General features: G+C 71.7%; 12 protein-coding genes. All 12 read left to right on the top strand.

Annotation, left to right across the window (positions count from 1 at the left end):
* The first annotated feature begins 114 nt into the window (after window positions 1-114).
* The 12 genes from thrB to ACFY61_RS08120 all read left to right on the top strand — a co-directional run bounded on the left by thrB (window position 115) and on the right by ACFY61_RS08120 (window position 13,994).
* Complete coding sequence (thrB, locus tag ACFY61_RS08175; RefSeq protein WP_389468544.1) at window positions 115-1,041, top strand: homoserine kinase; 927 nt, start codon at window positions 115-117, stop codon at window positions 1,039-1,041.
* Between the two features lie 432 nt (window positions 1,042-1,473).
* The gene (gene rho, locus ACFY61_RS08170; RefSeq protein ID WP_389468541.1) at window positions 1,474-3,525 is read left to right on the top strand and encodes a transcription termination factor Rho; all 2,052 of its coding nucleotides are present in this window, start codon (window positions 1,474-1,476) and stop codon (window positions 3,523-3,525) included.
* 174 nt (window positions 3,526-3,699) lie between these two features.
* Entirely contained in the window at window positions 3,700-5,406 is a 1,707-nt protein-coding gene (locus tag ACFY61_RS08165; RefSeq protein WP_389468539.1) for a trypsin-like serine protease, read from the top strand.
* A gap of 175 nt (window positions 5,407-5,581) precedes the next feature.
* Window positions 5,582-6,682: an LCP family protein gene (locus tag ACFY61_RS08160; RefSeq protein WP_389468537.1), complete on the top strand. Its 1,101-nt coding sequence runs from the start codon at window positions 5,582-5,584 to the stop codon at window positions 6,680-6,682.
* A 160-nt stretch (window positions 6,683-6,842) separates the two neighbouring features.
* Window positions 6,843-7,061: a 50S ribosomal protein L31 gene (gene rpmE / locus ACFY61_RS08155; RefSeq protein ID WP_046909139.1), complete on the top strand. Its 219-nt coding sequence runs from the start codon at window positions 6,843-6,845 to the stop codon at window positions 7,059-7,061.
* Window positions 7,062-7,190: 129 nt separating this feature from the next.
* The gene (gene prfA / locus ACFY61_RS08150) at window positions 7,191-8,270 is read left to right on the top strand and encodes a peptide chain release factor 1 (RefSeq protein WP_389468534.1); all 1,080 of its coding nucleotides are present in this window, start codon (window positions 7,191-7,193) and stop codon (window positions 8,268-8,270) included.
* A gap of 47 nt (window positions 8,271-8,317) precedes the next feature.
* Window positions 8,318-9,163: a peptide chain release factor N(5)-glutamine methyltransferase gene (gene prmC / locus ACFY61_RS08145; RefSeq protein WP_389468532.1), complete on the top strand. Its 846-nt coding sequence runs from the start codon at window positions 8,318-8,320 to the stop codon at window positions 9,161-9,163.
* A gap of 49 nt (window positions 9,164-9,212) precedes the next feature.
* Window positions 9,213-9,860, top strand: a complete 648-nt coding sequence (locus ACFY61_RS08140) for an L-threonylcarbamoyladenylate synthase (RefSeq protein WP_389468530.1) — start codon at window positions 9,213-9,215, stop codon at window positions 9,858-9,860.
* Window positions 9,857-10,486, top strand: coding sequence for a protein-tyrosine-phosphatase (locus ACFY61_RS08135; RefSeq protein WP_389468528.1), 630 nt, complete (start codon window positions 9,857-9,859; stop codon window positions 10,484-10,486). The genes ACFY61_RS08140 and ACFY61_RS08135 overlap by 4 nt, the downstream gene beginning before the upstream one ends.
* Before the next feature lie 104 nt (window positions 10,487-10,590).
* Window positions 10,591-11,820 (top strand): serine hydroxymethyltransferase, encoded by a 1,230-nt coding sequence (gene glyA, locus ACFY61_RS08130; RefSeq protein ID WP_389468526.1) that lies wholly within the window; start codon window positions 10,591-10,593, stop codon window positions 11,818-11,820.
* Window positions 11,821-11,924: 104 nt separating this feature from the next.
* On the top strand, window positions 11,925-13,283 hold the full coding sequence (locus ACFY61_RS08125) for an MraY family glycosyltransferase (protein ID WP_389469288.1): 1,359 nt from the start codon (window positions 11,925-11,927) through the stop codon (window positions 13,281-13,283).
* Window positions 13,284-13,556: 273 nt separating this feature from the next.
* Complete coding sequence (locus ACFY61_RS08120) at window positions 13,557-13,994, top strand: hypothetical protein (RefSeq protein ID WP_389468523.1); 438 nt, start codon at window positions 13,557-13,559, stop codon at window positions 13,992-13,994.
* Window positions 13,995-14,041: the final 47 nt, after the last annotated feature.

Below are 14,041 nucleotides of genomic sequence, written 5' to 3'. Positions count from 1 at the left end.
GCGGTGCTGCCCCGTGGCCTTCGGGTGTCGTACGTTCTCCGGTACATTCAGGAAATTCACAGCGGGCGATCTCCAGCGAGGGTCCCGCACAGCAACAAGGAGTGTCATCGAGCGATGGCCGGTCCAGCGTTCCGCGCCGCCGCCGTACGTGTGCGCGTCCCCGCCAGCAGCGCCAACCTCGGCCCGGGCTTCGACGCCCTCGGCCTGGCCCTGGGGCTCTACGACGACGTGGTCGTCCGGGTGGCCGACTCCGGCCTGAACATCGACATCGCGGGCGAAGGCGCCGAGACCCTGCCCCGCGACGAGAGCCACCTGCTCATCCGCTCCATGCGCACCGCCTTCGACCTGCTGGGCGGGCAGCCCCGCGGTATCGAAGTCGTCTGCGCCAACCGCATCCCGCACGGCCGCGGCCTCGGCTCCTCCTCCGCCGCCATCTGCGCCGGCATCGTCGCCGCCCGCGCCGTCACCATAGGCGGCGAGGCCAGGCTCGACGACGCGGCCCTGCTCGAACTGGCCACCGAGATCGAGGGCCACCCCGACAACGTGGCCGCCTGCCTGCTCGGCGGGTTCACCCTCGCCTGGATGGACGGCGGCAGCGCCAAGGCCATCAGGATGGACCCCGCCGATTCCATCGTTCCGGTGGTCTTCGTCCCGTCCAAGCCGGTCCTGACCGAGACCGCGCGCGGACTCCTGCCGCGCACCGTCCCCCACGTGGACGCGGCCGTCAACGCGGGCCGCGCGGCCCTGCTCGTCGAGGCCCTGACCAGGCGTCCCGAGCTGCTGCTCCCCGCCACCGAGGACCGCCTCCACCAGGACTACCGGTCCCCGGCGATGCCGGACAGCGTGGCACTTGTGAACCGGCTGCGGGCGGACGGCGTCCCCGCGGTCATCTCCGGCGCGGGCCCCACGGTGCTCGCGCTGGTCGAGAACGGCGCGGCCGACAAGGTCGCGCAGCTCGCGGGCGAGGGATGGGCGGCCAACCGGCTCGCACTCGACGCCGCGGGCGCGAGCGTGCTTCCGCTGGGCAACCAGGGCGGCTGATGTCGGCCGCCGGGCGCGGGGTGGTCGGGCAGGCCACCCCCGCGCCCGGGCGGAAGAGCGCGATTGCCGGTGAGTGAGAGGGGGAATGTCTGTTGGATCCGGTAGTGTTAACCTCAAGTGCGCATCCGAAGCCGCCAGGGCTCGGTGCTCAGTGTCCCCATCCGGGACCACCCTTCTTCCGGGAGCCTCCCCAACTGCTTTGATCGCTGCCAGGCAGTTTTCGAGCACGCTCCGGAATCGGCGTGACACATTCCCACGCTTCCAGCTGGGAGACCTCTCGCCGGACCCACGCACGTATCTCTCCGCCGCATCGAACCGTATCGACAGCGGCGGCCACCGCCCCGACACGGTCCACACCTCGGACCGCGGTCGGACAGCACAACCGGTCGCCGAGCCAGACAGGCCGACGTCCGCTCCAGGGAAGGACCCTTCGTGAGCGACACCACCGATCTGATGGGCGTTGCCGACACCAGTGTCGACGCCAGTGCCCCCGCCGCGGGCACCGCGCCCAAGCGCCGACGCTCCGGCACCGGCCTTGAGGGCATGGTCCTGGCCGAGCTGCAGCAGGTCGCGTCCGGCCTCGGAATCAGGGGCACCGCGCGCATGCGCAAGAGCCAGCTGATCGAGGTCATCAAGGAGGCGCAGGCCGCAGGCGGCAGCGCCCCGAAGGCCGCGGACACCGCCGCCGCCGAGACCAAGCCGAAGCGCCGTGCCACGAGCAAGGCCCGTACGGGCCAGCCGGCCGCCGAGGAAGCGGCCCCCGCCGCCGAGAAGCCCGCCGCCCAGCAGCAGATCGACATCCCCGGTCAGCCCGCGGGCGGCGAGGAGGCACCGGCCGGCGAGCGCCGCCGCCGCCGCGCCACCGCGCCCTCCGGCAGCCCCGAGGCCGCGGCCCCGGCCGCCGCCGTGCAGACCGTCCCGGTCGAGCAGAAGACCGAGGCGCCCGCCGCCGAGCGGTCCGAGACCAAGGCCGAGGCCACGGTCGTCGGTCAGGAGACCGGCGAGGGCCGCGGCCGCCGCGACCGCCGCGACCGCCGTGACCGCGACCGCGGTGACCGTGCCGAGCGCGGTCAGGGCCAGGAGCAGGGCGGCGAGCGCCGCCGTGACCGTGACCGCGACCAGGGCCAGGCCGGCGACGGCCGTGCCCGCCAGGGCGGCCGCGGCCAGGGCCAGGGTCAGGGCCAGCAGGGCCAGGCCCAGGGCCAGGGCCGCCAGGACAGCGGTCCGCAGGACGACTTCGACGACGAGGGCGGGCGCCGGGGCCGTCGCGGCCGCTACCGCGACCGCCGTGGCCGCCGTGGCCGCGAGGAGTTCGGCGGCGGCGAGCCGCAGGTCGCCGACGACGACGTCCTGATCCCCGTCGCGGGCATCCTCGACATCCTCGACAACTACGCGTTCATCCGGACCTCGGGCTACCTGCCCGGCCCGAACGACGTCTACGTCTCCCTCGCCCAGGTCCGCAAGAGCGGCCTGCGCAAGGGTGACCACGTCACCGGTGCCGTGCGCCAGCCCAAGGACGGCGAGCGCCGCGAGAAGTTCAACGCGCTGGTGCGCCTGGACTCGGTGAACGGCATGGCGCCCGAATCCGGTCGCGGCCGCCCCGAGTTCAACAAGCTCACCCCCCTGTACCCGCAGGACCGGCTCCGCCTGGAGACCGACCCGGGCGTGCTGACCACCCGCATCATCGACCTCGTGTCGCCGATCGGTAAGGGCCAGCGCGGTCTGATCGTGGCCCCGCCGAAGACCGGCAAGACCATGATCATGCAGGCGATCGCCAACGCGATCACCACCAACAACCCCGAGTGCCACCTGATGGTCGTCCTGGTCGACGAGCGTCCGGAAGAGGTCACCGACATGCAGCGGTCGGTCAAGGGCGAGGTCATCTCCTCGACCTTCGACCGCCCGGCCGAGGACCACACGACCGTCGCCGAGCTGGCCATCGAGCGTGCCAAGCGCCTGGTCGAGCTGGGCCACGACGTGGTCGTCCTGCTGGACTCGATCACCCGTCTGGGCCGCGCGTACAACCTCGCGGCGCCCGCCTCCGGCCGCATCCTGTCCGGTGGTGTCGACTCGACCGCGCTCTACCCGCCGAAGCGCTTCTTCGGTGCCGCGCGCAACATCGAGGACGGCGGCTCGCTGACCATCCTGGCCACCGCGCTCGTCGAGACCGGCTCGCGCATGGACGAGGTGATCTTCGAGGAGTTCAAGGGCACCGGCAACATGGAGCTCAAGCTTGACCGGAAGCTCGCCGACAAGCGCATCTTCCCGGCCGTCGACGTCGACCCGTCGGGCACCCGCAAGGAGGAGATCCTCCTCAACAGCGAGGAGCTCGCCATCGTCTGGAAGCTGCGCCGGGTGCTGCACGCGCTCGACTCGCAGCAGGCGATCGAGCTGCTGCTCGACAAGATGAAGCAGACGAAGTCGAACGCCGAGTTCCTGATGCAGATCGCCAAGACGACCCCCTCGGCCGTCAACAACGACTGACGACGGGTCCTCGACGACCAGCGTCGCACCAGCGCCGCCCCCACCCGCCCGGGTGGGGGCGGCGCTGTCGTAGGATCGCCGCGAATCCCACACCCCGGCCTCAACTCGCGGGCCACAAAAGAAGGATGTCGCGCGTTGCACATACGCACATCGCGCCTGGCGGTTCCTGTCGCAGTGTCCGTGTTCGCCCTGTTCGGTACGGGGCTCACAGCGTCCTCCGCGCAGGCCGTCACCACCGACGAGCCCTCCGTCACCGAGCTGGGCCGGCGCGTCGCCCGCTCGATGACGACCGAGCCGCTGGACCGCACGCCCAGCAAGCCCGTCCCGCCGAAGGCCCCGGGGACCGCGCCCCCGAAGGCCTCCCCGTACATCATCGGCGGCACGACCGAGTCCATCGCGAACGCGCCGTGGATGGCGCAGCTGCACTACTACGACGACCGCGACACCGCGGACCCGGGCGACGACGAGTCGTTCTTCTGCGGCGGCACGGTCATCGCCCCCACGAAGATCCTGACCGCGGCGCACTGCGTCGTCGGCCTGGACTGGACCAAGGACAGCGTCGTCGTGGTGGGCGGGGACAAGCTCCCCACCACCGGCGCGGACAACGTCACCGACTGGCACGGCGGGACCCCGGTCGCCGTCCGCCGCCAGTGGATGCACCCCTCGTACGGCCCCGTCAGCTACGACAACGACGTGGCGGTGCTGACCCTGTCCAAGGCGGTCACCACCAAGACCCTGCCGGTGGCCCGCAGCAACGACACCGCCCTGTACGGGCCGGGCAACGCCGAGACCTACGGCTGGGGCCGCTACACCTCCGCCAGCCTGGACCTGTCGCCGGCCCTCAAGAAGGCCACGCTCCCACTGGTGTCCGACGACACCTGCGCCGCCTTCTGGCAGAACGACCTGATCCGCGGCCACATGGTGTGCGCCGGGTCGCCCGCCTCCGGGTCCGACGCGGGTACCACCACCACCTGCAACGGCGACTCCGGCGGCCCGCTGGTCCGCAACGGCCGGCTGATCGGCATCGTCTCCTGGGGGGCCCAGGGCTGCGTGTACCAGGGCGCCTACGCGGTGTTCGCCAAGGTCACCTCGTACGCCGGGCCGATCCGGGCCCGTGCCGCCGACACCGACTGGAGCAAGGACGGCCGGGCCGACGTACTGGCCCGCCGCGCCTCCGACGGCGCGATGATCCCGCGGATCTACTACGGCAGCGGCCTGTACGGCGCCACCCCGACCACCTCCGGGGACTACCGGCTCACCGACCTGGCCGTGCAGACCGACCTGAACCGGGACGGGGCGCAGGACATCGTCCGCCGGCAGAGCAACGGCTCGCTGTTCCGCACTCACTGGGTGGCCGGCAAGGGCTGGACGCACACCTACCTGACGAACTTCGCCACCCGGCGGACCTTCCTGGCCCCCGGCGACGTCACCGGCGACGACCTGCCCGACCTGGTCTCCGTACGGTCGGACGGCCGGCTGGCCGTGCACCCGGGCACCGGGTACGGCGGCTTCCGCGCCGAGATCGACGCCGGCCCGGGCTGGCAGGCGTACAGCCAGGTCCTCGGTCACGGCGACCTCACCGGCGACGGGAAGGCCGACATCCTGGCCCGCACCCCGGCCGGGGCGCTCTACCTGTATAAGGGCACCGGCACCGCGGGGCTGAACACCTTCACGGCGCGCGTGCAGGTCGGCACCCTCGGCAGCTCGTACACCGGCTTCGCCACGGTCGGCGACGTCGACGACGACGGCCGGGCCGACCTGCTGGCCCGCGAGGGCGACCGCATGTGGCTCTTCCCGGGCACCGGCGCGGCCACGGGTGCGACCTTCGCCACACGCAAGAGCATGGGGACGGGCTGGTCCCAGTTCGACCTCCTGGGGTGAAACCGCAGGTCACAGGGCGATAACGACGCTCTGTCGCCACCGACTGTGCCCACCGTGTCCGCACGGTGGGCACAGTCGCGTCCCGGCCCCCGTGGAACCCTGGGCGTCCGCCCGCCGTCCTTCGACGTGACAGGGAGCCGGGGGCAGGCGACCGAGGACTGGGGCTGAGGGATACATGAGCGAGGACACCAGGGGCCGCGGCCGGCGAGCCGGGTCCGGGCGGCGGCGGAAACCGCCGAAACGGCGCAGGGCGCTGGCGGTCGCGGCGTGGACCGCGGCCGGGGTGGTGGTCCTCGGCGGTGCCGGCCTCGGCTACTTCTACGTGAAGTTCAACGGCAACCTGAAGAGCGTGGACATCGACGCGGCGCTCGGCAAGGACCGGCCGGCCGACGTGGACAACGGCTCCATGGACATCCTGGTGCTCGGCTCGGACTCCCGCGGCGGGGCGAACGCCGAGTACGGGGCCGACGACGGCGGGTCGGCGCGCTCCGACACCGCGATGATCGTGCACCTCTACCACGGCCGCGAGAAGGCCAGCATCGTCTCCATACCCAGGGACACCCTGGTCACCCGGCCCGCCTGCACCACGACCGACGGGAAGAACGACCCGGGCGGCCCGCGGCGGATGTTCAACGAGTCGTTCACCGTCGGCGGGGCGGCGTGCGCGGTGAAGACCGTGGAGAAGATGTCCGGGATCCGCATGGACCACTACATCGAGGTGGACTTCACCGGCTTCAAGAAGATCGTCGACACTCTCGGCGGGGTCGAGATCACCACCACCAAGCCGATCAAGGACGGCGCCAGCCACCTGGACCTGCCGGCCGGCACCCACACGCTCGACGGCGAGCAGGCCCTCGGCCTGGTCCGCACCCGCAAGAGCGTCGGAGACGGCAGCGACCTGGGCCGGATCCAGCTCCAGCAGGCCTTCATCAAGGCGCTGATCAAGCAGGTCAAGGGCATCGGGGTGTTCGACAACCCGAAGAAGCTGCTGGACCTCGCCGACGTCGGCACCAAGTCGATCACCACCGACAAGCAGCTCGGCGACGTGAAGTCGCTGATGGGGTTCGCGCAGGGCCTGAAGGGCATCGACGCCCAGGACATGCACATGATCACCCTGCCGGTGGTCCCCGACACCCGGGACCCCAACCGGGTCGCCCCCCTCCGGAAGGAGTCCGGGCTGGTCTGGGACGCCCTGCTCGCCGACCGGCCGATCCCCGCCGAAGCCACCGCGAACTCGGCCGGCGACAAGGGCACCACCGGATCGATCATCCGCTGAACCGGCGGCCGGAATACCCGGCCCCCGGTCCCCGTTGAGGTGGGCGTCCTCGAATTTTGTCAGGCGGGCCAGTCCTGGCAGACTGGTACGTCGGCCCCGGTTCACGCATGGAGCAATTCCGCGACTGCGACCCGGCGCCCTCCCGAAACTAGGAGACACCTTGAAGCGCGAGATCCACCCCGAGTACGTCGAGACCCAGGTCAGCTGCACCTGCGGCGCGTCGTTCACCACCCGTAGCACCCTGACCGAGGGCACCATCCGTGCCGAGGTCTGCTCCGAGTGCCACCCGTTCTACACGGGCAAGCAGAAGATCCTCGACACCGGTGGCCGTGTGGCCCGCTTCGAGGCCCGCTTCGGCAAGGCTGCCGCCAAGAAGTAGCGCGACCCCGGCGCCGGTCTCCGGCCGCCCCCTGAACACACGGGGGTGGCCGGACCGGCGCCTTTGTCGTCCCGCAGCAGGACAGCCTGCCCCAGCCCTTACGCAGATCTTTCACCCAGGAGCCCGAAGATGTTCGAGGCGGTCGAGGACCTGGTCGGCGAGCACGCCGACCTCGAGAAGAAGCTCGCCGACCCGTCGGTCCACTCCGATCAGGCCAACGCGCGCAAGCTGAACAAGCGCTACGCGGAGCTGACACCGATCATCGCCACCTTCCGGGCGTGGAAGCAGGCGGCCGAGGACATCGACACGGCCAAGGAGCTGGCGGCCGACGACCCGGACTTCGTGGCCGAGGTCAAGGAGCTCACCGCGCAGCGCGAGGAGCTGACCGAGAAGCTGCGCCTGCTGCTCGTCCCGCGCGACCCCAGCGACGACAAGGACGTGCTCCTGGAGATCAAGGCCGGCGCGGGCGGCGACGAGTCCGCCCTGTTCGCCGGCGACCTGCTCCGCATGTACCTGCGCTACGCCGAGCGCGTCGGCTGGAAGACCGAGATCATCGACTCCACCGAGTCCGAGCTCGGCGGCTACAAGGACGTCCAGGTGTCCGTCCGCACCAAGGGCGGCAACGGCGCCACCGAGCCCGGCCAGGGCGTCTGGGCCCGGATGAAGTACGAGGGCGGCGTCCACCGCGTGCAGCGCGTGCCCGCCACCGAGTCCCAGGGCCGCATCCACACCTCCGCCGCCGGCGTGCTCGTCACCCCGGAGGCCGAGGAGGTCGAGGTCGAGATCAACCCCAACGACCTCCGCATCGACGTGTACCGCTCCTCCGGCCCCGGCGGCCAGTCCGTCAACACCACCGACTCGGCCGTGCGCATCACGCACCTCCCGACCGGCGTGGTCGCCTCCTGCCAGAACGAGAAGAGCCAGCTCCAGAACAAGGAGCAGGCCATGCGCATCCTGCGTTCCCGGCTGCTCGCCGCCGCCCAGGAAGCCGCCGAGCAGGAGGCCGCGGACGCCCGCCGCAGCCAGGTGCGCACCGTGGACCGTTCCGAGAAGATCCGTACGTACAACTTCCCGGAAAACCGGATCTCGGACCACCGGGTCGGCTTCAAGGCGTACAACTTGGACCAGGTGCTCGACGGCGACCTCGACGCGGTCATCCAGGCCTGCGTCGACGCCGACTCGGCCGCGAAGCTCGCCGCCGCCCAGTAGGACGCGTCAGACCCCGCCCGCCGTACGACCCCGGAGGACCAGCGCAGATGAACTTGCTGCTTGCCGAGGTGGCCCAGGCCACCCAGCGGCTGGCCGCCGCGGGCGTGCCCTCACCGCGCTTCGACGCGGAAGAGCTCGCCGCGTGGGTGCACGGCGTCAAGCGGGGCGAACTGCACCACGTCAAGGACACCGACTTCGACGCCCGGTACTGGGAGGCCGTCGCCCGCCGGGAGGCGCGCGAACCCCTCCAGCACATCACCGGCCGGGCCTTCTTCCGCTACCTGGAGCTCCAGGTCGGCCCCGGGGTGTTCGTCCCCCGCCCGGAGACCGAGTCGGTCGTCGACTGGGCCATACACGCCGTCCGCGCCATGGACGTCGTCGAACCGCTGATCGTGGACCTGTGCACCGGCTCCGGCGCGATCGCCCTCGCCATGGCCCAGGAGGTGCCCCGCTCGCGGGTGCACGCCGTGGAGCTGTCCGACGACGCGCTCGTCTACACCCGCAAGAACGCCGAGGGCTCCCGGGTCACCGTCCACCAGGGCGACGCGCTGAGCGCGCTGCCCGAGCTCGACGGCCAAGTGGACCTCGTGATCTCCAACCCTCCGTACATCCCGCTCACCGAGTGGGAGTACGTCGCCCCCGAGGCCCGAGACCACGACCCCGAGATGGCGCTGTTCTCCGGCGAGGACGGCCTCGACACCATCCGCGGCATCGAGCGCACCGCCCACCGGCTGCTCCGGCCCGGCGGCATCGTCGTCGTCGAGCACGCCGACACCCAGGGCGGCCAGGTCCCGTGGATCTTCGCCGAGGAGCGGGGCTGGGCCGACGCCGCCGACCACCCGGACCTCAACAACCGCCCCCGGTTCGCGACCGCCCGCAAGGCGCTGCCGTGACCCGCTCCCCCCGCCCCGCCCCCTTCAAGACGTACGAGGAGTCCCGCTGATGGCCCGGCGATACGACTGCAACGACGCGACGGACCGCAAGACGGGTCTGCGCGAAGCCGCATCCGCCGTGCGTCGCGGCGAACTCGTCGTGCTGCCCACCGACACCCTGTACGGGATCGGAGCGGACGCCTTCAGCGCCGAGGCCGTCGGCGACCTGCTCGCCGCCAAGGGCCGCGGCCGCAACATGCCCACGCCGGTCCTCATCGGCTCCCCGAACACCCTGCACGGCCTCGTCACCGACTTCTCCGAGCAGGCCTGGGAGCTCGTCGACGCCTTCTGGCCCGGTGCGCTCACCCTGGTCGCCAAGCACCAGCCCTCGCTGGCCTGGGACCTCGGCGAGACCGGCGGCACGGTCGCCGTCCGGATGCCGCTGCACCCGGTCGCCATCGAGCTGCTCACCGACGTCGGCCCGATGGCCGTCTCCTCGGCGAACCTGACCGGCCACCCCGCGCCGGAGGACTGCGACGCGGCCCGCGCGATGCTCGGCGACTCGGTCTCCGTCTACCTCGACGGCGGCCCCACCCCCGGCATCCAGCCGTCGTCCATCGTCGACGTCACCGGCAAGGTGCCGGTGCTCCTCCGGGAAGGTGCGCTCTCGGCCGACCAGCTGCGGGAGGTCGTACCCGACCTTGAGGTGGCCCCGTGAGCCCTGAGGGGCGTGGCATAGCGACCGACACCTTCCGCATACTCCACGTCAGCACCGGCAACGTGTGCCGCTCGCCCATCACTGAGCGGCTGACCCGGCACGCCCTGACCGACCGCCTCGGCGGCGCGGCCACCACCGGCCTCATCGTGGAGAGCGCGGGCACCTGGGGGCACGAGGGCGCCCCCATGGAGGCCAACGCGGCGGCGGTCCTGGCCGACTTCGGCGCGGACGCCTCGGGCTTCACCGGCCGCGAGCTCCTCGACGAGCACGTCATCCGCGCCGACCTGGTGCTGACCGCGACCCGCGACCACCGCGCCCAGGTCATCTCCATGGGGCACTCGGCGGGCCTGCGCACCTTCACGCTGAAGGAGTTCACCCGCCTGGTCCGCGCCATAGACCCGGCGACGCTACCGCCCCTCGACGACGGCATGGCCGCCCGCGCCCGGGCCCTGGTCCGCGCCGCCGCGGCCCTGCGCGGCTGGCTGCTGGCCCCCTCCGCCGACGCGGACGAGGTCCACGACCCGTACGGCGCACCCATCACCTTCTTCCGCTCCATCGGCGACGAGATCAGCCAGGCCCTCGACCCGGTCGTCACCGCCCTCACCGGCGTCACCGCCCGCCGCTAGCCCGCCCCCACCCCAGGGCGGAGCCCACCGAGCGGCGACGGGCGGAGGCCGCGGTCGCGGCCTACAGTGGCGGTACCAGCCCCCAGCCGCGCGGGAGTCACGCCATGACTGCCACCACCCTGCACGCGGACCTGCTCGGCCGGCAGGACCCGCAGATGGCCGACGTGCTCGCCGGTGAGGCCCGGCGGCAGGCCGGCACCCTCCAGCTGATCGCCGCCGAGAACTTCACCTCCCCGGCCGTGCTGGCCGCCCTGGGCTCCGCGCTCGTCAACAAGTACGCCGAGGGCTACCCGGGCTCCCGCTACCACGGCGGCTGCGAGTACGCCGACCTCGCCGAACGGATCGCCACGGAACGCGCCTGCGCCCTGTTCGCCGCCGAGCACGCCAACGTCCAGCCGCACTCCGGCTCCGCGGCCGTGCTCGCCGCCTACGCGGCGCTGCTGCGGCCCGGGGACACCGTGCTGGCCATGGGCCTCCCGTACGGCGGCCACCTCACGCACGGCTCGCCCGCCAACTTCTCCGGTCGCTGGTTCGACTTCGTCGGCTACGGGGTCGACGCCGAGACCGGCCTCATCGACTACGACGAGGTCCAGCAGCTGGCCCGCGCCCACCGGCCGAAGGCCGTCGTCTGCGGCTCCATCGCCTACCCCCGGCACCCGGAGTACTCCGCCTTCCGCGAGATCGCCGACGAGGTGGGCGCCTACCTCATCGCCGACGCCGCGCACCCGATCGGCCTGGTGGCCGGTGGCGCCGCGCCCAGCCCCCTGCCGTACGCGGACGTGGTCTGCGCGACCACCCACAAGGTGCTCCGAGGCCCGCGCGGCGGGATGCTGCTGTGCGGCGCCGAGCTCGCCGAACGGATCGACCGCGCGGTGTTCCCCTTCAGCCAGGGCGGCGCCCAGATGAACAGCATCGCCGCCAAGGCCGTGGCGTTCGGCGAGGCGGCCACCCCCGCCTTCGGCAGCTACGCGCACAAGGTCGTGGCCAACGCGCGCACCCTCGCCGGTGCCCTCGCCGACCAGGGCTTCGCGATCACCACCGGCGGCACCGACACCCACCTGATCACCGCCGACCCGGCCCCCCTCGGCGTGGACGGCCGTGCCGCCCGCCAACGCCTGGCGGCCGCCGGAATGGTCCTGGACACCTGCGCCCTGCCGTACGGCGACCAGCGCGGCGTGCGGCTCGGTACGGCGGCGGTGACCACGCAGGGGATGGGGGAGGACGAGATGCACCGGATCGCTGTGCTGTTCGGCCGGGCCCTGCGGGAGGAACCCTCGCGGACCCGTACGGAGGTCACCGAGCTGGCCCTGCAATTTCCCCCGTACGGGCAGTAATGGGGGCAAGCAGGGCTTACTGCAACCGCGCTCGGGTCTCCGCGCGTCCTCTGACCCGGGAACATCACGGCTAATGTGTGGGGCTGAGATGGCCGGCGATACATCTGGGGCAGCCCGTGCGTGAATACCTGCTGACGCTCTGCGTCACGGTCGCGGTGACCTACCTGCTGACCGGACCGGTGCGGAAGTTCGCGATCGCGGCCGGCGCGATGCCGGAGATCCGCGCCCGCGACGTGCACCGCGAGCCGACTCCGCGGCTGGGCGGCATCGCCATGTTCGGCGGACTGTGCGCCGGCCTGCTGGTCGCCGACCACCTGCACAACCTCAACGGGGTCTTCGCGCTGAACGAACCCCGCGCGCTGCTCTCCGGCGCCGCGCTGATCTGGCTGATCGGCGTCCTCGACGACAAGTTCGAGATCGACGCCCTCATCAAGCTCGGCGCGCAGATGATCGCCGGCGGCGTGATGGTCATCCAGGGCCTCACCATCCTGTGGCTGCCGATCCCGTTCATCGGGACGGTCTCCCTCACCCAGTGGCAGGGCAACCTGCTGACCGTCGCCCTCGTGGTCCTCACCATCAACGCGGTGAACTTCGTGGACGGCCTGGACGGCCTGGCCGCCGGCATGGTGTGCATCGCCGCCGCCGCGTTCTTCATGTACGCGTACCGCATCTGGTACGGCTACGGCATCGAGGCGGCGGCCCCCGCCACCCTGTTCACGGCGATCCTGATGGGCATGTGCCTCGGCTTCCTGCCGCACAACATGCACCCGGCCCGGATCTTCATGGGGGACTCCGGCTCGATGCTGATCGGCCTGGTACTGGCCGCCGGCGCCATCTCGATCACCGGCCAGGTCGACCCCGACGCCATGGCCCTCTGGGCCGGCGGCGAGCGCAACGCGACCCACGCGATGCTCCCGGTCTTCATCCCGCTGCTGCTGCCGCTCACCATCATCGCGCTGCCGATGGCGGACCTCGTCCTGGCCATCGCCCGGCGGACCTGGAACGGCCAGTCGCCGTTCGCCGCCGACCGCGGGCACCTGCACCACCGGCTGCTGGAAATCGGCCATTCCCACAGCCGCGCGGTCCTGATCATGTACTTCTGGTCGGCGCTGATCGCCTTCGGGACGGTCGCCTACTCGGTCAACTCGAACTCGATGTGGATCGTCCTGGGGATCGCCGCCCTCAGCGGCGTCGGCCTGGTCCTGCTCCTCCTCCCGCGCTTCACCCCGCGCGCCCCGCGCTGGGCCGAGGGCCTGGTGCCGCCCCGCTACCGGCACGCGGAGCGCGCCGCGGAGGCGGCGGCCCGCGAGGCCGCGGCGACGGGCGCCCCGGCCGGGGACCCCGATGCCGAGCCGCAGCCCGCCAGGGTGCTCGTGGGCGGCGTCTCCGGCGTCAACGGGGCTACCGCGGTGGGCCCCCGTTCGCGCTTCCCCGACCGGCGTAAGGCCGGTTCGGCGCGCTGACGCCGGGGCTCCCCGGGGGGACCTAACGGCCTATAGCAGACAGAACGGTCTCGTGTCGTGCACACACGTGCGCGTTAGCTCTCATGTGTGACAGTGAGCACACCTGGCAGGTAAAGACCTCATCAAATAGTTTGTGATACCGTTCACTAGACCCGGCGACAGAGCCGAAGGACCGTAGTGCGACGGTCCATTGGCCCGAGGCTCTCTCTCGGACCGGGCTTACGCTCGTCCCGTACGAGTCCCGTGCCCCCACCACCAGCGGAGCAACCCGCCATGCGGTCAGATGACGTTCGATCTCTCCTGCAAGCAGCCGTACCCACCGCTGCCGCCGGCGCCGTCGCCGCGGTCGTCAGCGCCGTGGTCGCCGGCGGCAAGGGGGCGGTCGGCGCGGTCGTCGCGACCCTGGTGGTGATCCTTTTCATGGGGCTGGGCCTCTACGTGCTCCAGCGCACGGCCAGGTCGCTCCCGCATCTGTTCCAGGCGATGGGACTGATGCTCTACGCGGCACAGATTCTCCTGCTGTTCATCTTCGTCGCCGCGTTCAAGAACACCACGCTGTTCCACCCCAAGGCTTTCGCGATCACGCTGGTCGTCACCACCCTCGTGTGGATCGGTGCCCAGACGCGCGCGCACATGAAGGCGAAGATCCTTTACGTCGAACCGGATTCGGTCAAGGCCGACAAGCCCGAGAACTCGGGGCCGAAGTCGTGAAGGGTAGGGCCGGGATAAGTGCGCGTTCGAGATGCTGCTATCGTCCG

It is taken from the genome of Streptomyces sp. NPDC012888 (assembly GCF_042900645.1).
In the GTDB taxonomy this organism is placed as follows: Bacteria; Actinomycetota; Actinomycetes; order Streptomycetales; family Streptomycetaceae; genus Streptomyces.
This window is presented reverse-complemented; position numbering and strand designations above follow the sequence as displayed.